Annotated in this window: 14 protein-coding genes and 1 tRNA gene; 7 read left to right on the forward strand and 8 right to left on the reverse strand. The window is 67.1% G+C overall.

Going from position 1 to position 22,013, the window contains the following annotated elements; translation table 11 throughout:
• Positions 1 to 83: 83 nt before the first annotated feature.
• From DB354_RS04410 to DB354_RS04430, 5 genes are all read right to left on the reverse strand, one after another.
• On the reverse strand, positions 84 to 1,310 hold the full coding sequence (locus DB354_RS04410) for a PEGA domain-containing protein (RefSeq protein ID WP_107834223.1): 1,227 nt from the start codon (positions 1,308 to 1,310) through the stop codon (positions 84 to 86).
• 72 nt (positions 1,311 to 1,382) lie between these two features.
• Positions 1,383 to 1,979, reverse strand: a complete 597-nt coding sequence (locus DB354_RS04415) for a penicillin-binding protein activator LpoB (RefSeq protein WP_107834224.1) — start codon at positions 1,977 to 1,979, stop codon at positions 1,383 to 1,385.
• Between the two features lie 33 nt (positions 1,980 to 2,012).
• On the reverse strand, positions 2,013 to 2,444 hold the full coding sequence (locus DB354_RS04420; RefSeq protein ID WP_107834225.1) for a YcfL family protein: 432 nt from the start codon (positions 2,442 to 2,444) through the stop codon (positions 2,013 to 2,015).
• Positions 2,445 to 2,446: 2 nt separating this feature from the next.
• Complete coding sequence (locus tag DB354_RS04425; RefSeq protein ID WP_107834226.1) at positions 2,447 to 4,015, reverse strand: hypothetical protein; 1,569 nt, start codon at positions 4,013 to 4,015, stop codon at positions 2,447 to 2,449.
• Between the two features lie 19 nt (positions 4,016 to 4,034).
• The gene (locus DB354_RS04430) at positions 4,035 to 4,889 is read right to left on the reverse strand and encodes a hypothetical protein (RefSeq protein ID WP_107834227.1); all 855 of its coding nucleotides are present in this window, start codon (positions 4,887 to 4,889) and stop codon (positions 4,035 to 4,037) included.
• An 853-nt stretch (positions 4,890 to 5,742) separates the two neighbouring features.
• Between DB354_RS04430 and DB354_RS04435 the strand changes: the two genes are divergently transcribed.
• The 4 genes from DB354_RS04435 (at position 5,743) to DB354_RS04445 (ending at position 12,655) form a co-directional block, all read left to right on the forward strand.
• Positions 5,743 to 11,025, forward strand: a complete 5,283-nt coding sequence (locus DB354_RS04435) for an immunoglobulin domain-containing protein (protein WP_146180105.1) — start codon at positions 5,743 to 5,745, stop codon at positions 11,023 to 11,025.
• Between the two features lie 120 nt (positions 11,026 to 11,145).
• A complete protein-coding gene (locus DB354_RS22225; RefSeq protein ID WP_158277368.1) occupies positions 11,146 to 11,295 on the forward strand; it encodes a hypothetical protein in 150 nt (49 codons plus the stop codon).
• A gap of 261 nt (positions 11,296 to 11,556) precedes the next feature.
• Positions 11,557 to 11,633 (forward strand) — tRNA-Glu (locus DB354_RS04440).
• Between the two features lie 164 nt (positions 11,634 to 11,797).
• Complete coding sequence (locus DB354_RS04445) at positions 11,798 to 12,655, forward strand: DUF3883 domain-containing protein (RefSeq protein ID WP_107834229.1); 858 nt, start codon at positions 11,798 to 11,800, stop codon at positions 12,653 to 12,655.
• 111 nt (positions 12,656 to 12,766) lie between these two features.
• Here the strand turns inward: DB354_RS04445 and DB354_RS04450 are convergent, their stop codons facing one another.
• The gene (locus DB354_RS04450) at positions 12,767 to 13,432 is read right to left on the reverse strand and encodes a dihydrofolate reductase family protein (protein ID WP_107834230.1); all 666 of its coding nucleotides are present in this window, start codon (positions 13,430 to 13,432) and stop codon (positions 12,767 to 12,769) included.
• Positions 13,433 to 14,051: 619 nt separating this feature from the next.
• Here DB354_RS04450 and DB354_RS04455 point away from each other — a divergent pair.
• Together DB354_RS04455 and DB354_RS04460 are read left to right on the forward strand one after the other, a co-directional pair.
• Entirely contained in the window at positions 14,052 to 14,741 is a 690-nt protein-coding gene (locus DB354_RS04455; RefSeq protein WP_146180106.1) for a hypothetical protein, read from the forward strand.
• A 194-nt stretch (positions 14,742 to 14,935) separates the two neighbouring features.
• Positions 14,936 to 16,210, forward strand: a complete 1,275-nt coding sequence (locus tag DB354_RS04460; RefSeq protein WP_107834232.1) for an anaerobic sulfatase maturase — start codon at positions 14,936 to 14,938, stop codon at positions 16,208 to 16,210.
• A 94-nt stretch (positions 16,211 to 16,304) separates the two neighbouring features.
• Here the strand turns inward: DB354_RS04460 and DB354_RS04465 are convergent, their stop codons facing one another.
• A complete protein-coding gene (locus DB354_RS04465) occupies positions 16,305 to 19,187 on the reverse strand; it encodes a TonB-dependent receptor (protein ID WP_146180107.1) in 2,883 nt (960 codons plus the stop codon).
• Between the two features lie 160 nt (positions 19,188 to 19,347).
• Positions 19,348 to 20,406 carry a LacI family DNA-binding transcriptional regulator gene (locus DB354_RS04470; RefSeq protein WP_107834234.1) on the reverse strand — a complete coding sequence of 353 codons (1,059 nt, stop codon included), beginning with the start codon at positions 20,404 to 20,406 and terminating at the stop codon, positions 19,348 to 19,350.
• Between the two features lie 95 nt (positions 20,407 to 20,501).
• Between DB354_RS04470 and DB354_RS04475 the strand changes: the two genes are divergently transcribed.
• On the forward strand, positions 20,502 to 21,998 hold the full coding sequence (locus DB354_RS04475) for a sulfatase (protein ID WP_199226793.1): 1,497 nt from the start codon (positions 20,502 to 20,504) through the stop codon (positions 21,996 to 21,998).
• The last annotated feature ends 15 nt before the right edge of the window (positions 21,999 to 22,013 follow it).

Below are 22,013 nucleotides of genomic sequence, written 5' to 3' on the forward strand. Positions count from 1 at the left end.
GGAGAATCCCCGGGGCGCGGGCCGGAAAATCAGGGCAAAAAAACCTCCGCCGGGTTGCTTCGGCGGAGGCGGGGAAGCGTTATCTAGTGCAGGAAGATGTTCGTGGCGGGGGCATCCTTCGTGTCCACCTTGTAGCCACTCTGGCTGAGCATCTTGGCCCGGCCCTCAAGGACCTTCACCTGGGCGTCGGTGAGCTTGGCGCCATTTTGCAGCGCATTGAGGAACGCGGTGGCGTCCTTGAAACGCGCATACGCCTCGGGCGTCAGCTCGAGCGCGACGTTGAGCGTCTGCCCGTTGAAGACGTTGATCGTGCGCTCCCAGGGCTTGAAGCCCTCGCGGGTGATGCGGAGCTTGCTGAAGCCCGGCTTCACCGAGAGCGTGCCGGGGGCCGACCCGACGGCGACGCCGTCGATCTCGACGACCGCGTTGAGGGCACCGACCTTGAAGTGCCCGGCGCCGATGGTGACCGTGTTGTTCACGATGCGGACGTCCGGGATGACGATGTCGGCCACCTCGGTGTTGATGGTGAGCGTCGCGGCGGCTGCGGCGGGAGCGCTGGGGGCGGCGATGCGGTCCTGGGCGATCTTGCGGCCGAGGCTCTGGGCGACCTTGGTGGCGGCCTCGTCAAGGAGCTCGTTGGTGACGTCGCTGCTCTTCTCGGCGGAGTTTTCGGTCTGCTTGGCCGAGTAGGTGACCTTGTCGGCGTCGGAGGTGAGGGTCGCACCGGTCTGGCCGTCGATCACCTTGTACGAGAACCGGAGGGTCGTGTCGGAGTACACGGCGTTGAGCCCATAGGCGTTCGTCGCGCGCTCCTTCGTGCCGACGCTGACGATCGAGGCGACGAGGAGGTAGTCGGCGCCGAGGCCCTGGGCGAGACGCAGCGCGCTGCTGCGCTCGGAGAGCTGGGTGTCGAGGCTGTCCGCCGGGCGTGCGCGGGAGGCGAGCGCGGGGTCGAACTTGCGCATCGAGTCGGCGATGACGCCCTTGCTGAGGACCTGGAAGCCGAGGTCGGTGACACGGGCGGTGACGAGGTCCTCGAAGGCCTCCATCTGGGGGTCAAACTGGGAGCCGGCGCGGTTCGCGATGAAGATCGCCGCGCGGAACTGCTGCGGGATCGGCGTGGAGACCTTGGTCTCCTTCACCTGCGAGGTGGTGATGCGCTCGGTGACGGTCTTGCCGTCCACCTGGTAGGTGCGCTCCTGGACTTGCGTCGGCAGAGCGGTGACGGACTCCTGGACGGCGGTCTTGCCGGCCGCGAAGGCGGTGGCGGCGAGGGCGACCGTGGCGAGAAGCGAGAAGAGTTTCTTCATGGAAAAAAGGGGGCGCGGGCGGCGGCGGGGTGGGCCGCGCGCCCGCGGACAGGGGGGATGCTGGGCGGCGGTTTACCAACCCACGGCGGACCGGGTGCCGGTCTTCTGGATCTTCTTCTCATCCTCCCAGACGGCGGTGCCGGTGCGGCTGTCGGTCAGGGAGAGCTGGAAGACATAGGTGACCTGGCGCGTGCTACCGTCGCGCGCGACGTCCTCGATGATCTTGCCCGTGAGGGTGTAGTCGGGCGAGCGGTCGACCGGGCCGGCGCCGGAGAGGAAGGCGGCGCGATCCTGGGTGTCCTTGGCGATCTGCGACTCGGCCTTGACGCCGTAGGTCGTGGTCGTCTGGCACTTGCCGGACTTGTTGAGCGCGATGCGGATCTTCTTCTCGAGCATGTCGGTGTCGAGATTGGCGTCGCTCGTCTTGTTGACGATGCGGTCCATGGCGAGGATCGCGGGCTGCTTCGGCGCGCGGTCTAGGGTCTGGGAGCCGAGGAGGCTCTGGATCATCTCGTTGGCGGCGCTATCCCAGTCCTGCACGTTGATCTTGTTGAGGCTCACGACGGCAGTCTTGGAGCTCGACGGATCGGTGTAGGTGGCGGGCGTGCCGCAACCGGAGATGAGGGCGATGACGCCGCAGGCGCCAAGGGCGAGGATGGATTTCTTCATGAGTGGAAGGGAAAAGAGGTTGGCGGGCGGGGATCAGAAGATCGTGTTGGAGCCCTTGCCTTCCTGGAACTTGATCCGGAAGTCGACGGCGGCGGGCGAGAGGGCGATCTCCTTGATGACGGAGGTCTCGTGGGCCTCGAGGTGGAGCGACTTCCAGCCGCCGGTCGGCGAGTCGAGGAGTTCGCCCTGGCGATTGAACCACTCGATCTTGTAAGAGAAGTTCAGCGCGTAGGCGTAGAGGTTGGAGACGTCGACCTGGATGGAGCGGAGGTCCTTGGTACCGGTCGTGTCGATGATGGCACCGACGCCGAGCTTGCCGTCGAGGGTGTTGTCCCAGGTCACGCGGCTGTCGGCGATGACGCGGCGCTGCGCGGCCGGGTTGGCGTTCTGGACGGTGTTCACGCTGTAGCACCCGGCGAGGCCGAGCGCCGTGGCGGCGAGGATGAGGTGAGGAACGAATTTCATGTTCAGAGCAGCTTGAAGGTGTCGACCAGCAGCGGCTGGCCGGGGTGGATCTGCTTCACGTACACGACGGTGACGGTGCCCTCGGGGAGGGTGACGGTCTTGGTCATGGCGTCGGGCGTGGAGACGGTGAGCACGCGGTCGTCGGGCGCGGCGAGGCGCGCGTACGAGAACTGTTTCGGGAGCGAGGACCACGTGCGGGTGTCGGCGCGGGTGGTGGTGGCGTTGATCACGCTGCTGATCAGGCCGAACACCATCCCGGTGGTGCTGCCGTTCTTCTTGGCCTGTTCGTTGATCTCGTAGTTGAGCAGGGCCTTGGTGGAGGCGCAGAGGAAGGCGTCGAGCCACATCGTGCTGAGGTTGTTCTTGTAGTCCCGCGCGATGACCGAGTCCATGTTGCACACTGGCGCGGTGGTCAGCTGGCGGCCGCCGGCGGTGACGGTCGCGGCGGCGTTGAAGGTGTCGTTGAACGCGAGCCGGTAGAGCGGCAGCTGGGTGTAGATGGGCGGCTGGCCGGATTTCTGCAGCAGGAAGATCGGGATGGGGATCAGGAGTTCCTCGCGGTGCGGCGCCTCGCCCGACTCGAAGATCACGTAGGTGGTCTTGGGCATCTGGGTACGACCGGAGGCGAGCTCCTCGGCGAGCGCGGCGTCCTGCTTGAGGTACTCGTTACCGGGCACCATGGAGGCGACGCGCAGGAACTGCTTGGCCCCGCGTTCCTGCTCCTGGCGGTCAGAAGAGCACGCGGTCATGAACAGCGCGTCGGCGAAAACGGTGAACGGGTTCACATAGTCGCCGTAGGCCGCGATGCGGCCGTCGAGGGCACGGGCGATGTCGTCGACGGCGGCCTTGGCCTTCGGGTCCGACTGCGACTTGGCGATGTCGACCTGCTGGGCGCTCGACTTGCCGTCATCGGCCTGGAGCTTGCCCTCCTTGGCCGCGGCGATCTTGGCCTGCTCCTTCTCGATCCGCTTCTGGTTCTCCGCGACGGCGTCGGCCTGGCGGTTGTAGGCCTTGTTGAACGAGGCGCGCGCCTTCTCGGTCTCGCCAAGGGCGAGGTAGTTGAGGGCCGCATACGTGCTGGCCATGACCTTGTCATAGGCCTGGCCGCGGTACGGCGTCATTTGCGGGTTCGTGACGACCATGACGGCGCCCGTGCTGAGGCTGTGCTTCGCCTTCTCCTCGTACTCGTCGATCTTGTCGTCGGCGATGGCGAGGAACTCGAGGGACTTGCGGTAGGGCGCGAGCTTCCAGGAGTCGTCGGGCGCCGGCACGGCTGCGGGCGCGGCACTCGGCACGCCGACCGCGGTGGCGGCGACGGGGGCCGGGGCGGGCGGCGGCAACTGGCCGAGCGCGAGGGCGCGGTACGCCGCGGCGGCCTCGAGGTGGTACACCACGGTGTCTTGGTCCTGGCGGTGCTTCTGCGCGAGCTTTTCGGCCTCGAGGGCCGCCGCCTGGAAGTTGCCGGCGCGCCGGGCATCGGTCGCGTCGCGCGTGGTTTCGGTGTAGGTGGAACAGCCCGACAGCGCGAGGAGCGCGGCGCCGAGCGCGAGACAGGTAACGCGGAGGTTCATGCTGGAATGACCGGGGCGGTTACTTGGCGGCGACCGGCTGTACGATGGCGCCGTCGGTGACCCCGTTGTCCTCGATCACCTCGGCGAGGCTGGTCTTGGGGTTGACGCGGGTGATGCGGATCTTGCCAACGTTGAGCCGCTCGCGCTCGAGCACCTCCCCCGTATCCGGATCGCGGAGCTCCTTGCCCAGGGCGAATACCTCCCAGACCTGACCGACCGCGATCGCGGTGCCGTCGCCGCGGTTGATCGTCACCTGCTTGTCGGTGCGGGTGATGATCTTGGCGGGGAAGATCACGTCGGTGACGCGGTTGGCGGTGGCGTCGGCAATCGCGGTCACAACTTTCTGCAGCAGGGCGTCGGAGAGGTCGCCATTGCGCTGGGAGTTGAACTGCGCGCCGGCGTCGGGAATCGCCAGGGTGACGTTCGCGGTCTCGAGCAGCGTGCCCTTGGCGGCGTCATAGATCTTCGCCACGGCGGTCACCCGGATGATCCGCTTGGTGAGTTTCTCGCCGGTCGACGGGAGCGTCATGCTCTCCTGGTAATCCTGGAAGTCGTCGAGCGTGGTCACGAGGACGTAGTCGGCGGACGGCACCTTGAAGCCCTGCTGGCCGGCCGCGTCATCCTTATCGAGCTGCTTGAGATCGGAGCGGGCGATGATCTGGAATTTCCGCGTGTTGTGCATCCGGTCGATCAGCTGGGAATCGAAGCCCTGGACGATGCGCTCGAGGCCGAGGCCGGTGTTGTTCCGGGCGGCCGCCTGGACGAGACCGGAGCCGGCTTTGACGTCGCTGATTGCGAGTTTCTTAAGCTGGGCGGACACGGTGGCGGTGACCACGAGGGCGAGCAGGGAGGCGGTGAGAATACGCAGTTTCATGGATGGATTCGCTGATGAGAAGGGGAGGCGGCGCCGCGTTTGACGGGCGCACACCAGCCGGAGTTACCGGAAAGCCTGGGCTACGGCAGGACGGGAACGGGCCGCGGCGCCTGGGGCGCGACGGCGTTTGACGCATCCGCGAGTACGCGGAGCGCCGCGCGATGGTCGTTGTAAGCCGACCCGAGACTGTTCGCAGGAAGGAGAGTCACAGGTTCCCGCATATCGACCCGAGAGCCGGCTCCGCGCAAATCGAATGTGGCGCATGACCCCAATTGGGGCGTCCGGCCGGCCGGCTGCTGCAGGCAACTGGCGATGCCGCCCGCCGAAGGGGCAAGGAAGCGTAAGGGAGAAGGCATGAGCGCAACGTTCTGGGAGGGTGGGTAGCAGCGGCGATCGCCAAAATCCGGGCAATCTCACGTGCCTATCGTCAATTCGTCCGGCCAGTTGAGCGCCTTGCGGCCAGCCTCCGGAGCCGGTTGTACCCGAATCAGGGTAAGCCGGGCAGCGGGGCGTTCGTATCCGACGCGGCTGGACACTGGGGCGCGGGCGTCGCGTTCGCCCCCGCGTACGGGTGGAACACCGATTTACGGCGCCGATGTAATTGCATGTGCGGATTCGCGCGTCGCGTCGCCAAGCAGCCCGGTCCGCGTGCCAAAACCGGCCTAAACCCGCGCGCTTTGCAGCCGCCTTGCAGAGCACCTCTCCCCGTCACGACCACCGTTCCGTAGGCAGGCACGGGATACGCCACGGCCCCAAAAAAATAACCGAATCGCGTCCAGCAGCCCGCCGCGAATTGCGTCGATGACCCCTAATCCCGGGCTCGCGTGTGGTACGCCCCCGGAACTCTCGCTTGATGCGTCTCAAAACCCTCCCTGTCGCCTTGCTCTTCCTGGTGTGCGCCGCCCCGGCCGCGACGCTCTCCCCTGACCCCGCGGCCCCTGCCGCCCGGTTGCCGGAGGACAAATCCAGCCTGCAGGACTGGGCGCGCCGCCACCGCCTCGCCGCCGCCCCGCTGCGCGAGGGTGTCGAAATCGCGCACGCCCGCCTCGCCTCTCTGCGCACAGTGCTGGCTTCGGATCCGCAGGCAGTCCCCGCGCAGGCGCTCAGCCTGGAGGAGTACGCCGCGCTGCCGGCGGAGATCCGCGACGCCTCCGAGCGGCCGGTGTCCGCCGTCGGCGATTATCTGGTGCTCTGCGCCACGCCGCCCGCCGGCTCCAGTGAGCCGCCGCGGCTCCAGCGGTTCGTGCGCCTTGAGGGCCAGGTTTATCCTGCAATCGTCTATGGGCGGCGACTTGAGCAGCAAAGCAAGACGGCCATTCCCCTGCAGGGCGTGCTCGTCGACGGCACTTTTGTGATGGATGAGAACGCCATCCAGGTGGTAGACGCAGCCACGCTGCCCCCCGCGATGTTGCCGCCGGGCGGCACGCCGGCAGGCACCGTACTCGGTCGCGCGGGCGGCCGCATCTTCCGTTTTGCGGATCGCACTCAACTCGCCCGGACCGAAGCGGCCATCCGGCAGTCCGAACTGGCTCCCGGGCCCGCGGCCGCGCACGACTTTGAAGCGGTCATCGCCAACCCGGCGGTCGCCGCCGTCACGCTGACGAACACCTGGGCCAACGGTCCCAAGACCCTCCTCGTGATCCGCGTGGATTTCTCGGACCTCCCGGGCGTTCCCTACACCGACGAGTACTGCCGCCAGTTGATGGACGAGCAGATCGCGCCGTTCTACGCCTCCGCGTCCTACGGCAAGACCTCCCTCGTCACCACCGTCGCCGCCAAGACGTACCGACTGTCTCGCACCGCTGAATACTATGCGACCAACGACCGTTCGTGGGACATCGAGACCGAGGCCAAGGCTCTCGCCGCGGTCGACTACCCGGGTGCCTACGATCGGTATCTGTTCGTGTTCGCGAGCTTCAGCCGCATTGCGGGTTCGAAGTTCAATTGGGCGGGGCTCGGTCAAGTCAGCGGTCGCTCAACGTGGTACAACGGCGACTTTACGCTCCGGGTGGCGAGCCACGAACTCGGGCATAATTGTGGCGTGGTCCACGCGAATCTTTGGAAGGTCTCCGACGGCGACCCCATCAGCGACGGCGGCGTCCATCAGGAATATAACGACCCGTACGATACCCAGGGCGGGAGCGGGGCCGGCGGCATGACCGTCGACTTCAATCCTTCATTCAAGCGCCTCTACGGCTGGCTCGACAGCGCCCAAATCGCTCCGCTGACGCGCAGTGGGGTATATCACCTTCGCGCCTTCGATCATAACGCCCCGCGCGCCGGCGACATCGTCGCGCTCACGTACAAGAAGAACGACGCGCGCACCTACTACATCAGCTATCGCGGCGGCTGGAAGAGCACCTACAACACCACCCCCGCCGCCAACATTCAGGAGGGCGCCTACGTGTTTTGGACCCAGGACGCGAGTGGCAGCGACACGGAGATGCTGGATATGACGCCGCGAACCACCTCCGCCCTCGACGGCGCACTCACGCCGGGAACGCGTTTCACCGACATGCAAGCGGGCCTCGCCGTGAGCACGCTCGGCGTCAGCGGAACCGGCCCCGACCGCACCCTCGACGTCGAGGTGACGTTCTTCGACCCCAAGCGCATGCCCATCATCACCGTCAGCGACGCGGTGTACGGCGGCAGCACCACGATCGCCACGCGGACTGTCACCCCGCCCCTGCGCACCCAGTTGTACATCGATGGCGCGCTCTGGGCCGAGAGCACCGTCCCCAACGCCACGTTCACCTGGGAACCCGAGGCGATCGGCGCCCACACGATCCTCGTGAAAGCGTCGTATGCCGACGGCGTGGACCTCACCAACTTGGTCTCGGTGAACACACCGGCCCCAAGCAACTGGGCCTGGATCATACCCAAGCCGCAGGGCAACGCGATCAGTGCGATGGTCCATGCCAATGATCAGTGGTGGGCTGTCGCGGGATATGGCGGGCTCCAGACTTCGGCGGACGGCCGCACATGGTCGGCGCAGCCGCTGACCACCAGCGCGCCCCTGCAGGGCATTGCGACTGACGGCACGCAGATCATCATCGGCACGGGCGGATACGATGCCGTGGCCAGTACCTCGATCCCGAGCCTGTGGCGCTCCACTGACGGCAAGACCTGGAGCGAAATCAAGGGTGTCACCAATGCCATCCAGTCGGTGTACTACCTGAATCGCACCTGGGTGGCAGCCAGCGGGGGTCAGATCACGACCTCCACCGACGGCGTGACGTGGACGAGCTTCAGGCAGCTTCTCAGCCAGAATTGGTACAACTTCGATCTCGCCTACGACAATGGCCTCTGGGTCGCCGCTTTCAGCAACGGTACCGTCTGCACCTCGCCCGACCTCGTTACCTGGACGCAGGCGCCCGCGATTCCGGAGCTAATGGCATCCGAGTGCGGCGGTGTAAGCTCCCTCAATGGGCAATGGATGGTCGCGTTCTACGGGTCCGTGAACGGCACGTACGGAGCCGTCGCTTGCCTGACAAAGGACTTCACCACGTGGACGCGAGTCCCACTCACAGGCGCGGGTTGGGTCTCATTTGCGGGGGTGATCGACGACCAGTTTGCCGTCGCTTCGTACGGCTGCCTGCTGCTGTCGAAGGATGGAATGACGTGGACGCGCCTTCTCTATCCGTCCCTTTCGATCAACGCCCTCGGCAAGGCCAATGGGCTCTACGTCGCGACGGGCGACCGGGGCCTGACCTGGCTCGGGGCGACGCTCGATCGCCTGCAGGTCGCGGATGCGCAACCGCGACTAACACTCAACGGTTGCCTGGAGCTGCCAGATGGCTCGGTGGTGTTCAGCACGAACGGCTACTCCAGCACGGACTCGCGCAGCTATGCCTCGGCGCTGCTCGTCGCCAACGGCACCACGCAGCCGGCGAATGCGCCCACCGGCCGCTCCTGCTACGGCCCGGTCTATCGTGACGGCACGTACGTGATGGTGTCCTCGGGCGCGGCCCTGACCTCCAGCGATGGCCGGACCTGGGTGGAGCAATCGCTGTCGCCTGGAATCTCGCTTTACGGAGTGGCCACAACCGACACTGGCTTCGTTGCGGTGGGAAGCGCCGGCACTATCCTGATCTCGCGCGACGGCAAGCTGTGGTCGAGTCGACCGAGTGGCGTCGAAAAGACGTTTTACGGCGTGGGCACTGATCCAAGCGGAAAGATGGTCGTCGCTGTCGGCGATGCCGGGCTCACGGTGGTCTCACGCGATTCGGGCCTGACATGGACCGCCGCCAACCAGGGGCACTCTGCCTACCAAAGGCAGGTCGTGTGGCAGGACGGGCTCGGCTTCTGCACCCTCGGCAACGGCGACCTTTACACGTCACCGGACGGCATGACCTGGAGCAAACGCGGGCTGGGCTACTGGTCCTATCATACGGCGTCGCCGCATGGCCTGATCCTTACGACTTCCGGTTGTCTCGGCATCACGACGGACGGCGTGAGCGTAAGTCGGAGCTATTTGCCAGACTCCGGTGGTCGTCCCCTGTACGCCGGCAACACCGTCTTTGTCGCGTCGAACGGAGGACTGCTCGCGTTGTCCCTCAAGGGCCCAAATCCGCGACCCCTTGCCATCACCACTCAGCCCCAATCGCAAGACGTGCGGGTGGGTCAACCGGCGGTTCTCCGAGTCGAGGCGACCGGTACCGGTCCGTTCAGCTACCAATGGCGCCGCGATGGCACGCCCCTCATGGGCGCGACGAGCGCGACCCTGCAAATCCAGGCCGTGGGCAAGTTGGATGCCGGAGACTACTGCGTCACCATTCGCAATCCGGCCGGATCCACCACGTCGGCGGTCGCGAAGTTGACGGTACGCGAAGGGCCGATCCGGATCATCTCCGGCCCGGCGTCGCAAACAGGAGCGCCGGGGGCCGGGGCCAGCTTCAGCGTGAACGCCACGAGCGACAATGGCGTGCCACTGACGTACCAGTGGTACCTGAACGATGTCGCGATTGTCGGCGCCACGGACGCGACCTACCTGGCCTCCGTCTCCGCCCGGGCCTACGGCCGCTACACGGTCAAAATCTCCGCCGGCAGCGATTGGGTGACCCAGACCACGACGCTGGCCCCATTGGTCGCACTGCAGAAGGTTGCGCCGGCCGTGACGCTGATCCCGAACGCGACCTTCGCCGCCACGGTCCGGGACGTCATCGAGGGCGTGACGTATCAGTGGTACCGTGACGGCGCGCCGATCGTGGGCGCGGTCGGCCCGACGTACCTCGGGCACGCCGGCGCCTCCGGCAGCGCGACCTACGCAGTGCGCGGGAGCATCAATGGCGTCTGGACCGACTCGGAGAGCCTCACAGTCACCGCGACCCAACCGGTCAATGCCGGCCACCTCGCCAACCTCTCCGCCTTGAGCCGCACCGCCGCGGGTGCCGAGGCCCTGACAATTGGGTTTGTGACCAACGGGGCCACGAACCTCCTCGTGCGCGGCATCGGCCCGACCCTCGACGTGTTCCCCGTGCCGGGCTTCGTGCCCGACCCACAACTCGAGTTGTACGGCGCCTCGGGCCTGCTCGCGCAGAACGACAACTGGGGCGGTACGCCCGCCCTGCGCGATGCGATCTCCGCGTGCGGGGCGTTCGGTTTGCAGCCCACGAGCAAGGACGCCGCGCTCCTCGCGCAGGCCTCGGGGCTCTACTCTGCCCGCGTGACCGCCACCGACGGCGGCGCCGGCATCGCGCTCGTCGAGGTGTACGACACCACGCGGGGCGCGTTCACCGAGCAAACCCCGCGCCTCGTGAACCTCTCCTGCCGCACCAACCTCGGTACCGATACCGGGATGGTGACCGTTGGTTTTGTTGTAGGCGGCGATACCGCGCGCACCGTGCTGATCCGGGCCGTCGGCCCGGGCCTTGGGCTGCTCGGCGTGACCAACTACCTCGCTGATCCGAAACTGACGCTCTTCACCAACCAGACCGAACTCGCAGCCAACGACAACTGGGGCGGCACCGTCCCGAGCGCCGTCTTCACCGCCACCAGCGCCTTCGGCCTGCCTGACAACTCCTCCAAGGACGCCGCCCTGGTGATCACCCTCCCGCCCGGCTCCTACACCGCCCAGGTCGTCCCAGCTTCCGCCTCTTCCGGCCTCGTCCTCGTCGAGGTATACGAAGTGCGTTAGCGGCGGGGTGCATCCCGCGCGGCGCATCCCGCTGGCGCCGTAATTCGAGATAGCTAGCCAGAATTGGCTGGTTGTCGCGTCCGCCGGACTTCCACGCGGTGGACGCTGCGATCAGGCAAAGTGCGCAGAGACCGGTTGGTCGGCGGAGCGGTGGTGTTCGTGGCGGAAACGATGATCCCGGAGGCGTTCGCGGAGACGCGGGACTTCTCGGGGATCGTGGTGGTTGCCGGCTTCCTGGTCGCCTTCGCCCTGAGCCACGCGAGCGACTGACGCGCAACCCGCCGCCCGCCGTTAGTCGCTCGCCATCAATGGCTCACAAGCCATTCGCCGCGAACATGCCCGCTCCGCAAGCGGATCGCCGTTGGCCGCCGTCGCTCACCCGGCGTCTTGGCACTTGGGCCGGGCCACGCTCCTGGAGACGCCGGAAGAGGCAGGTGCCAAGACATAGGGATCAACCGCGTTGACGCCCGCCGCCCATTTTTGCCCTTGCGCGGTCGATGCTGCGCCGTAGCGTGCCCGGCTCCGCGGTTAGTCCCCATCGTCTAGCCCGGTTAGGACACCACCCTTTCACGGTGAGAACCGGGGTTCGAATCCCCGTGGGGACGCCACGAATTCGCAAGCGCCTTCATAGTAAGGCGCTTGTGCCGTTTTTGGCGGCACTCTACACAAGAGCGACGATCATGCAGATCGTTCCCCGCTCGAAGTACGGGATAGCGTGGAGCACCCGATTTCAGGGCTGACACTCGCGGCGTGACCTGACGACCTGGCGGGCATGGCTGCAGGTGACGACTGGTCGGTGGCAGAGGTGAGGCGCACGGTCGCCGACTATATGGACATGCTTCAGTTCGAGCTGACGCGGCAGGACTATAACAAGTCCGCCCACCGTCGGACGCTACTGAGTCAGCTCGCGGGCCGGACCGATGGGGCCGTCGAGCTGAAGCACCAGAACATCAGCGCGGTGCTGCAGGGCTTGGAGTGTTTCTGGATTCCGGGCTACAAGCCGCGCGGCAACTACCAGCAACTGCTCGAGGACGAGGTGGTGGCGTGGCTCGCCGCGCATCCTGAATTCGACCTGCAGGCACGAGCCGCCGCCGAGGCGCCAGCAGTCGTGCCGGAGGACACCGACTTCAGCCGTTTCGAAGAAGCGAAGCCTGAGCTGGAAGTTGCCGAGGTGGTGGAGGAGCCGACCGCACCGTACGACTCGCAGCGGATCGTGGCTGGCCGGCGCGATTACGTGGGACGCGAAGCCCGAAACGCGTCTCTCGGGGCGGCGGGCGAAAAGCTCGCGTTGCGTTACGAGCAAGAGCGGCTTTCGCGGCTCGGGCACGACCAGCTCGCTGGCCGCGTCACCCATGTCGCCGCGAAGGACGATGGCGCGGGCTTCGATATTCTTTCGTACGAGCCAACCGGTCAGGAGCGGTTCATCGAGGTGAAGACCACCGCGTTCGCCAAAGAAACGCCTTTCTTCGCGTCAGCGAAGGAAGTCCGCTTCGCCCAGCAATTCGCGCCACAGTACCACTTGTACCGGCTCTTTCGGTTCAAGACCTCCCCGCGCTGCTTTATCCTTTCGGGACGATTCCAACAGAACTGCCGGCTGGATCCTGAAAGTTACCGCTGCACATTTCGGTAAGCCCGCCAGCAGAAACCAGCGTCGATTGCGGCTCCGGAGGCAGAGTCCTCTACGGCAGCAAACGGCTCGCCCGCTGACGTCCCCGGCAGGGTCCCCGAAGCGCGCCGAATCCTACTCACCTCTCCGCAGCACGACGTGCAGGGCGCTCGGAGTCGTGACGTGCTCAACGCAGTGGTAGCCGAGTTGCACGGGGTCGAGGCCGGCGAAGAGGCGCTCGCCGGAGCCGAGCAGGGTTGGAGCGATGGCAAGGTGCAGTTCGTCGATCAGGCGTTCCCGCAGGTATTGCTGCACGGTCGCGACACCACCGCCGATCCGCACGTCCTTGCCCGCGGCGGCCTCCCGCGCCTGCCGCAACGCCGAATGAATCCCGTCCGTGACGAAATGGAAGGTCGTGCCGCCCTCCATCACGAGCGGCGCGCGAGCGTGATGCGTCAGCACAAAGACCGGGCAATGGTACGGCGGGGTGTCGCCCCACCACCCTTTCCACGCGCCATCGGGCCAATCGCCCCGGATCGGCCCGAACATGTTGCGGCCAAGAATCCACGCGCCCACGCCCTCGAAGCCGCGCACGGCAAACGCGTCATCCACGCCGGTCGAGCCCCCGTCCTCGCCCGTCATCTGCCGAAACGTCCGCGTCGGAAAAAACCACTCGTGCAACGTCCCGCCTCCGACCCCCAGCGGTTGCTCAAGGGTCTGATCTGGGCCCGCGCCAAAGCCGTCGATCGAAAGACTGAAGCAATGCACGCGAACGCGGCCGGAAGAGGTGTCGGTAGGCATATCAAACGTCAGGGAATGTGGGTGTGGGTGGAAAATCAAATTGCCGGAACGAAAGAAGGCCAGGCGCACATCCGAGCGGTGCGGCGCCGCCTCACCCGGCGTCTTCGCGTTCGCCTCACTTCAACGAACAAAGAAACGCGCTGCGGACATGCCGGCCGGAAAACTCCGGAATTCTATTCACCACGCGCCGGGGTATGTCACCGCGCTGAATTTCATGCGGTCGCCGGCGCAAGCGCCTCACGATCCTGCCTCCAATGCTGATCCTCCGTCCCACCAAGATGCTCGGCGCCCGGCTGACATTGGACGCGCCTTCGGCCCTCGGAACCCAACTCGGTCCATCCGCTTTGCGACTGGTGCGCCCACACGTTCATCGCCGGGCGCTTCCGTTATATCCTGCTCGCCAACACCGCCACCCTCCTGCCGGTCGTTTTCTCCGCCTGCGGCCAACCGACTAAACATCGCCCGCCAAGTGCCGGCTTTCCGGCGCGCCCCAAATCTGGGATAATCGCGGAGCATTTCCCGCCCCCATCCGCGCACGAAAGTCGCAGTGTAGAAGGTGAACACGCCGCCCCGATCGATCCGTCCCCGGGCGCCGCACCGCATCGCCCCCTCCCCCCGCATGAAAGCCACACCCCCCCGCCTCCGCGCCATGATCGGCCTGCTCGCGTTGGCCTCCGCCGGCCTCGCTTCCGCCCAACCCAAGCCCCTCACTCCCGACCTCACGGCCGCGCCTTCCGAACACGGCTGGAAACTGATCAACCGCTCCGCGCGGCTCATCGAGCGCAACGGCGCCCCCGCCATCCACCTCGAAGGCGAGACCGGCGCCGGGTTTCTGCGCCTCGAGAATGTCGTCTTTGCCGACGGTACCATCGAGTTCGACGCCCGCGGCCGGAACGTTGTCCAGGGAAGCTTTCTCGGCCTCGCCTTCCACGGCGGCGCCGACGTGAAAACCTACGACGCGGTCTATTTTCGGCCCTTCAACTTCAAGGCCAGCGACCCGGCCCGCCGTGCCCGCGCCGTGCAATACATCTCTCTCCCCGCCCACCCGTGGCAGAAACTGCGCGCCGAGCATCCGGGCCAGTACGAGAAAGCAGTCGTACCCGTCCCCGATCCCGACGCCTGGTTCCACGTCCGTCTCGTCGTCGCGTGGCCCCAGGTCAGCGTGTTCGTCGACGGCGGCGTCGAGCCCTGCCTCGTCGTCACCCAGCTCAGCGAGCGCAAGCGTGGTTGGCTCGCGCTCTGGACCGACGTGAGCGGCGGCGACTTTGCGAACCTCAAGATCCTGCCCGCAAGTCCGACGCCGCCTTGAAGCCAAATCAGCGAGGTTGACGCACGAAGGGTCAACGTCCCGAGCTGATTTCCCGCGGCGCAGGAGGGAACGCGCGCCGGGCTTCACGTTCGAAAAAGGCGGTCTTCGCGGCGTGCGGGGTCTTGCGTGGCGCCGCGTCGCCGCCCCTATTGGCGCGTGCGTCGCGCGCCCGCCTGGCCGGCCCGATGTTCCCCATGTCGCCCCCCCCTCCTCCTTCGCCTGCCACCGCCCCGTTCCACGTCATGACGAAGCCCATCGGCGCGTTGTGCAACCTGGCCTGCCGGTACTGCTTCTACCTCGAGAAGGCGCAGCTGTATCCGGGCAGCGGGGACTTTCGGATGAAGCCCGAGCTGCTCGAGGCCTACGTGCGCAACCACCTTGCCGCGCAACCGGGCGGCGAGGTCCACTTTACCTGGCAGGGAGGCGAGCCAACGCTGCTGGGCGTCCCGTTCTTCCGTCAAGTCGTCGCCCTGCAGCGGAAATACGCCGAGGGTCGGGTCGTCCACAACGCGCTGCAGACCAATGCGGTGCTGCTCGACGAGGAATGGGCGGCCTTCCTGGCCCAGGAGAAGTTCCTCGTGGGCGTGAGCATCGACGGCCCGCGGGAGCTACATGACGCCTTTCGCGTGGATCGCGGCGAAAATCCGACGTTCGACCGCGTGATCGCCGGCATCGAGCTCCTGCAGCGGCACGGGGTGGAGTTCAACACGCTCACCGCCGTGCATCGCCGCAATGCCAAGCACCCGCTGCGCGTGTACCGCTTCCTCCGCGAGATCGGCTCCGGGTACATCCAGTTCATCCCCATCGTGGAACGCAGCGCGCCCCAGAACGCCGCCGGCTTGTGGCTCGCCGCGCCGCCGCAGCCGGTGACCGGCGCCGAACTCGACACCCAGGTGACCGAATGGACCGTACGGCCGGCGGATTTCGGCGAGTTCCTGTGCACGATCTTCGACGCCTGGGTGCAGCGCGACGTCGGCCGGGTCTTCGTGCAGCACTTCGATGCCGCGCTGGCGAACTGGGTGGGCGTGCCGCCCGGCGTGTGCGTGTTCGCGCCGAAATGCGGTCGGGCACTCGCGGTGGAGCACAACGGCGACGTGTACAGCTGCGACCACTACGTCTACCCAGAGTACAAGCTGGGCAACGTGGCGCAGGATCCGCTCGCAACGCTGGTGGATTCACCCGCGCAAGTCGCCTTCGGCGACGCCAAGTCCGCCACCCTGCCCCGCTACTGCCGCGAGTGTCCCGTCCGGTTCGCCTGCCATGGCGAGTGTCCCAAACACCGGTTTCTGCGCACCCCCGAGGGTGAACCGGGCCTGAATTACCTCTGCCACGCGTACCGGCGCTTCTTCACGCACATCGACTCGCCGATGCGCACCATGGCGAGGCTCCTGCAAACCCGCCACGCCCCGGCCGCCATCATGGCGCTGCCGCGGGCGCAGTGGCTGCCGGGCCGCTGGAGCTCGCGCTAGGCGCCGCGGTGCCACCGCTCCCGGCTGCCACCGTCGCGCCCGACGGCGGCGAGTCCCGCGGCCGATCCGCCGGGGCCGCCCAGACCCGCGCCGGTCAGAACTCGAAGCGATTCGTGACGATCCACTCCAGCGGTCGGTTGAACCGGTAGGACAGCAGCTGGCCGCTCTCGTTTTCCTTCAGGCGCACAAAGGCGTCATTGTTCAGGACGTTGTTCACGTTCAGTTGCAGCGACCAGCGGATCGACCGGTGGAGCGCGGTGAACTTGCGCCCGTAGCCCACATTGGCGTCCAGGTACACCTGCGGGCTGCCGTACTTCGAGACTCGCGCGACGTTCCCGTCGGCATCCGGCACGGCCGTGAAGGCGATCAGGTTCGCACTGTTGTAACGGACCGCGCCACCGAGGGTGATCCCCTTCAGGGGCCCTTGGGTAAAATCATAGCCGGTGCGCAGGTTGAACTTGTGCCGCATCTGGCCGAGCGGTTCGCGCCCATCCTGCACCACAAACTGGTTGAACATCGCGCGGTCGATCACCGCCAGCTGCGAGCCCACCGTGCGCGCCGTCGTGGTCGTGTCCGAGATCGCCACGTTCGCGTTCTTCTCCCACAGGGCGCGGTTGCTCGCGATGTAGTCCTGCATTTCGCGGCCGATATTCCGCACCGTCGTGCGGCTGTTCGTGTAGTTGGCGTAGATCCGCCAGTTCGGCGTCGGGTTCGCCGTCAGCTCCACCTCGTAGCCTTCGGAATCCGTGTCGCGCGTCGAGCCGTTCGTCCGGTCCAGCACCTGGTCAAGCGCCAGGCCGTTCGCGGCGAGGACGCCGGCCGCATCGAGGCCGTTCCAGATCGGGTTGATCGTCGCCGCGAGGACGCCGGTGAAATCAAAATCGTTCTTGTCGCCGGACTCGAAGCGCGTGGCGGTGACGAACAGGCGGTGGTCAAACAGGTCGAGCTTCACGCCGTAGTCGCGGCTCTCGCCTTTCGGTGCCGGCGGATGCCCGGTCGCGGTGCGCAACGTGCCGGTGGGGTTCGGCAGGCCCGCGTTCCGCGCCTGGCTGTAGGTCAGGCTGACCGCATCGATGACCCGCACGACCCCGCTGAAGGAGAAGCTGTTCGCCGTGTTCTTGAACGGGACCGTGCCCGGCTCGGCCGTGATCACGCCGTTCGTGAACGGCGCCAGCGGCGTGCGCGTCTGGGTGCTGTAGTAGTCCGTGCGCTCATCGCGGCTGGCACCCAGCACCGTGTGCAAGCGGTCCCGCCACCAGGAGCTCTGCAGGGCGGCAATGTAGGAGGTCTGCCGGTTGCTGTTGAGCTGCGTGCCGGTGTTGAAGGGCACCCACGCGGTTTGGACGGTCTTGCCGCCGATGGATTCGGTGAGCCCGCTCACCGAGGGCATGAGCAGCGGGTTGGCCATGACGATCTGGTCCGAGGGAGCGTTGAGATCGACGTAGGTGCGCCGGAACACGCGGTTCCCATTATTCTCGGGATTCGAGGTATTGAAGGGATTCACCACGACCTGCTCACGCGTGACGGTCTGACGGTAGTTCTGGTGGTTGTACTGGAACACGCCGGCGAGGCTGTGGCGGCCGAGCTTCGGCCCGAAATCGTGCTGGTACGCGAGGATGCTGCGCACGGAGTCGTCGCGGGTGTCGCTGACGCCGAGTTGCGGCAGGCCTTCGAGGTAGGCGCGCCCGGCGTTCGGGTTGACCGCGCCATTCGGCAGCTTGGGGTTGGTGTCGACCTGCAACGCCAGGCCGGCCGCGAGTTGCGGGTCAAAGTCGGTCGCGAGGTTGTCGTGGCGAAAGGCCGACACCTCCAGGTTCAGGTCCGGCGTGAACTGATGCGTGAGGAACGCCGTCATCCGGGTATACTTTTTCAACTGGTTGAACCCCGGGCCCACGATCGAGGTCTCGCGCGGCAGCACGGAGAAATCCGCCAGCACGAGCGCGGTGCCGTCGGCGGTCACCGCCTTCTGCGAGGTCGTCATGTTGCGCCAGTTCATCAGCCCGCCGGTCTGCGTGTCGTACACGATGTACGGGCTGGTCGACAGGACCTGCACGCCGGCCGTGGCCTTGGTCGCGAGGGGCATGCCGGCGTCGCGCCAGGGCGTGTAGGCGTCGTACGCCGTCCAGACCCGGCGGGTCGCCTTGTCGACGTTGCCGTGCTCGACTTCGAAATCGACCTCGGTCTTCGCAGCCACCTTGAGCTTCATCGTGCCGAAGTACCGTTCGCTGTTGTTGTACTCAAAGTTGCGCCAACTGTCCTGGTCGTCGCGCACCGCGGCCACGCGGAGGGCGAGCCGCTTCGGAATGATGATCTGATTGTAGTCCGCCTCGGTGCGGAGGCCGCCCCAGCGCTTGCCCGCGATCGCGACTTCGCCGCTGTTCCGGTCGAACCGCGCCCGTTTCGTCGTGGCGTTCACCGTCCCCGCCGCGGTGCCGAGGCCGAAGAGAATGGCGTTGGGCCCACGGGCCTGGTCCAGGCGCTCCAGGCTGAAGGTATCGAGCCGGCCATCGATCTTGAAGAAGTTGACCGAAGGCGAGGCCGTGCCGTTCGTGAGGACGATGCCGCGCATGCGGATCGGCCGTGCGTCGCCCTTGATGCTGTTCATGTTCGCCGCCGAGTCCTCCGAGAGGTCGTACTCGGTGCTGAGCATGAAACCGGCGAGGTCGGAGGTGTCGGTGATCGCGGCATCGCGCAGGAACTGCTGGGTGAAGGCGCTGATCGGCGCGGCGATGTCACGCAGGTCGGTCCGCAGGCGGGTACCGGCGAGGCTGTTCTGCGCCTGATAGCCGCGGTCGTCCTGGCCGGTCACCGTGAACGGCGTGAGCTGGACGATCTCTTCGGGCGCGTCCTTGGCGGCCGGGACCTGCGCGTGCAGCGAAATCAGGGGCAGCGCGACGGCGGCGGCCGCCGCGGCCTGGCGCCACGCAGCGGCCATCCAGGTGGGAACAGACGACCGCGGAGTCAGAATTGGAGTCATGGGGAAGTTCGGTTGGGGGCTTGGCGCCACGGGCGAAGGCCGGCGGGCCGGGAGGGGCAGGGGCCGGCAAAGCAACCATGCCGGGCGCGCCAACGGCATGTTTCGCCCGGCGGTATTGGCAACGATGACACAGGGCAAACCGTTGCCCAGCGCGCGCCGCTCACCGCGGCGGAGCACTCGCTCCCGCCACCCAGCGGCTCTCCACGATCACGCCTTGCGCATGCACGGGGATGCCGAACTCGTTGCGGCGAATCTGCGACACCACCAGATCGACGGCCCCGGCGCCGACCCGGGCATGATCCTGGTCCATGCCCGCGATGTCCCGGAGCCCCTTGTGCCAGTCGAGCACGGCCACGGCGATATCTTCGGGGACGCGCAAGCCGGCGTCGCTGGTGAGCCGGACGACGTCGATGTTCCCGACCACCAGCAACGCGTCGGGCCGGTGGCGCCGCAGCCACTCGCGCAGGGCCGCCGTCGCGCCGGTTTGGTGGAAGAGAATCGGGATGGTGCCCTGCTTGTTTTCGCCGGCGACCGCCGAGAGATACCCCCCCGAGAATCGGAAATCGACGATCTCCTCGTGCTCGCGGGTCGTCACGAATCCCACCCGCCTGTAGCCGAGCGCCCGGAGCTGGCGGTGCGCCGTCGCCGCGGAGGCAAACTGATCGTTCGTGCTGAAATGCAGGTCCGGATCCACGAAGCGGCAGCCGATCGTCGCCACCGCGAACGACGCCGGGTTGAGCGGCAACTCCAGCAGGCGCGCATTCGGCTCGTCGGCGGTGCACAGCACGCCGTGAATCCCGCGCGCGAGCAGCATCGAGGCCAGCCGCGTGCGGCTCATCCCCGGGGTCCGGCAATAAATGCGGTCGATCTTGAACCCGAGCTGCTCGGCCCGCGCCACCGCGCCCTCGTAGAACAAACGCTGCACGTGGATGTCGCGCCACGCATCCGGACTCGCGGCGCGGTCGAGCCACGCGAAGGTCGCCGCATAGGGGGCCGTCCGGGCCTGCCGCACATGCGACATCAGGACGTGCACGTAGGGATTCGGCCGATACCCGAGGCGCGTGGCGATCTCGTGGATCCGCTGCCGCGTCGCGGTCGAGATCTTCGGATGGTTGCGCAACGCGCGGGACACGGTGCTGACGGAAACCCCGGCCGCCCGCGCCACCGCCTCAAGGTTCGGGACCAGCAGACCGGTCGCGTAGTTGGGTTTCGCTTTCATGGGGCCACCGGCACATGGGCCCAGATTCGCCTCAAGGCAACGGTTTGCTCGCGGGGCCGCTTTTCTCTCAGGCTGGATTCACCACACTCGCGCCGATGCCCACCCCGCGTCCGAACATCCTTTTCGCGATCACCGACGACTGGTCGTTCGGCCACGCTGGCGCCTACGGCTGCCCGTGGGTCGACACCCCGGCGTTCGACCGCGTCGCGCGGGAGGGCCTGCTCTTTTCCCAGGCCTACACGGTGAACGCGAAATGCGCCCCGTCGCGGGCGACGCTGCTGACCGGACTGCATAGCTGGCAGCTCAAGGAAGCCGGCAATCACGCCGGGTTTTTCCCCCCGGAGTTCAAGGTGTACCCCGAGGTCCTGGAGGAGAGCGGCTACTTCACCGGCAGCACCAACAAGGGCTGGGCGCCGGGCGTGGCGCTCCAGGCGGATGGGAGCCCGCGCCGGCTCGTGGGCCGCGCCTTCGACGCCCGCACCTGCGAACCGCCCTCGCCCCGGATGAATCGCTGCGACTACGCGGCCAATTTTGAGGATTTCCTGGCGGCGGCGCCGGCGGGCCGGCCCTGGTGCTTCTGGTACGGTTCCTCCGACCCCCACCGCGCGTACGAACCCGGCTCCGGCGCCCGGCGCGGCGGCCGCCGCCCGGAGGAAATTGAGCGGGTGCCGGCGTATTGGCCGGACAACGACACGGTGCGCCACGACCTGCTCGACTACGGCTTTGCCGTGGAGCACTTCGACCGGCACCTCGGACGGATGCTGGCGGCGCTGGATCGCACCGGCGCGGCGGACAACACGATCGTCGTCGTGACCTCGGACCACGCGATGCCCTTTCCGCGGGCCAAGGGTCAGCCCTACCCCTTCAGCACCCACGTGCCGCTGGCGATCCGCTGGCCCGCGGGGATCGCCGGCGCCGGACGCATCGTATCCGACTTTGTGAGCCACGTGGATATCGCGCCCACCCTGCTGCAGGCCGCGGGGCTCGAGGCCTCCGCCGTCGGCATGGCGCCGCCCGCGGGGCGCAGCCTCGGGGAACTCCTGGCCGGGCACGCTCCGGCGGTGCCGCGCGACGCGGTGTACATCGGGCAGGAGCGGCACGATATCGGCCGGCCGGGCGACGTCGGCTATCCAGTCCGGGGCATCATCGAGCGGGACTGGGTTTACCTGCGCAACTTCGAGCCCGACCGGTGGCCGGCGTGCAACCCGGAGACCGGGTACCTGAACTGCGATGGGTCGCCGACCAAGACCCACATCCTGCAGCACCGGCTGGACCCGGCGGGCCGCCGGCACTGGGAGCTGTGCTTCGGCAAACGCCCGGCGGAGGAACTGTACGATCTGCGCCGCGACCCGGATTGCCTCGAGAATCTCGCGCCGGATGCGGCACATGCCGCCATCCGCGATCGGCTGCGCGACCGCCTGTTCGCAACCTTGCGCGAGACCGCGGACCCGCGGGTGAACGGGCGCGGCGCGGTGTTCGACGCCTACCTCGTGGCGCGCCCGGAGATGCGCGGCTTCTACGAGAAGTGGCAGCGCGGCGAGGCGCCGTACTGCGACTGGGTCGAGCCGTCGGACTTCGCGCCCCTCACGTAAGCCCCGTCCAGCGCC

It is taken from the genome of Opitutus sp. ER46 (assembly GCF_003054705.1).
Lineage (GTDB): Bacteria > Verrucomicrobiota > Verrucomicrobiia > Opitutales > Opitutaceae > ER46.

Excerpts from the sequence above, each read along its gene's own strand:
- DB354_RS04410 (WP_107834223.1), bottom strand. The coding sequence starts at position 1,310 with ATGAAGAAACTCTTCTCGCTTCTCGCCACGGTCGCCCTCGCCGCCACC.
- DB354_RS04415 (WP_107834224.1), bottom strand. The coding sequence starts at position 1,979 with ATGAAGAAATCCATCCTCGCCCTTGGCGCCTGCGGCGTCATCGCCCTC.
- DB354_RS04420 (WP_107834225.1), bottom strand. The coding sequence starts at position 2,444 with ATGAAATTCGTTCCTCACCTCATCCTCGCCGCCACGGCGCTCGGCCTC.
- DB354_RS04425 (WP_107834226.1), bottom strand. The coding sequence starts at position 4,015 with ATGAACCTCCGCGTTACCTGTCTCGCGCTCGGCGCCGCGCTCCTCGCG.
- DB354_RS04430 (WP_107834227.1), bottom strand. The coding sequence starts at position 4,889 with ATGAAACTGCGTATTCTCACCGCCTCCCTGCTCGCCCTCGTGGTCACC.
- DB354_RS04435 (WP_146180105.1), top strand. The coding sequence starts at position 5,743 with ATGCGTCTCAAAACCCTCCCTGTCGCCTTGCTCTTCCTGGTGTGCGCC.
- DB354_RS04445 (WP_107834229.1), top strand. The coding sequence starts at position 11,798 with ATGGCTGCAGGTGACGACTGGTCGGTGGCAGAGGTGAGGCGCACGGTC.
- DB354_RS04450 (WP_107834230.1), bottom strand. The coding sequence starts at position 13,432 with ATGCCTACCGACACCTCTTCCGGCCGCGTTCGCGTGCATTGCTTCAGT.
- DB354_RS04455 (WP_146180106.1), top strand. The coding sequence starts at position 14,052 with ATGAAAGCCACACCCCCCCGCCTCCGCGCCATGATCGGCCTGCTCGCG.
- DB354_RS04460 (WP_107834232.1), top strand. The coding sequence starts at position 14,936 with ATGTCGCCCCCCCCTCCTCCTTCGCCTGCCACCGCCCCGTTCCACGTC.
- DB354_RS04465 (WP_146180107.1), bottom strand. The coding sequence starts at position 19,187 with ATGACTCCAATTCTGACTCCGCGGTCGTCTGTTCCCACCTGGATGGCC.
- DB354_RS04470 (WP_107834234.1), bottom strand. The coding sequence starts at position 20,406 with ATGAAAGCGAAACCCAACTACGCGACCGGTCTGCTGGTCCCGAACCTT.
- DB354_RS04475 (WP_199226793.1), top strand. The coding sequence starts at position 20,502 with ATGCCCACCCCGCGTCCGAACATCCTTTTCGCGATCACCGACGACTGG.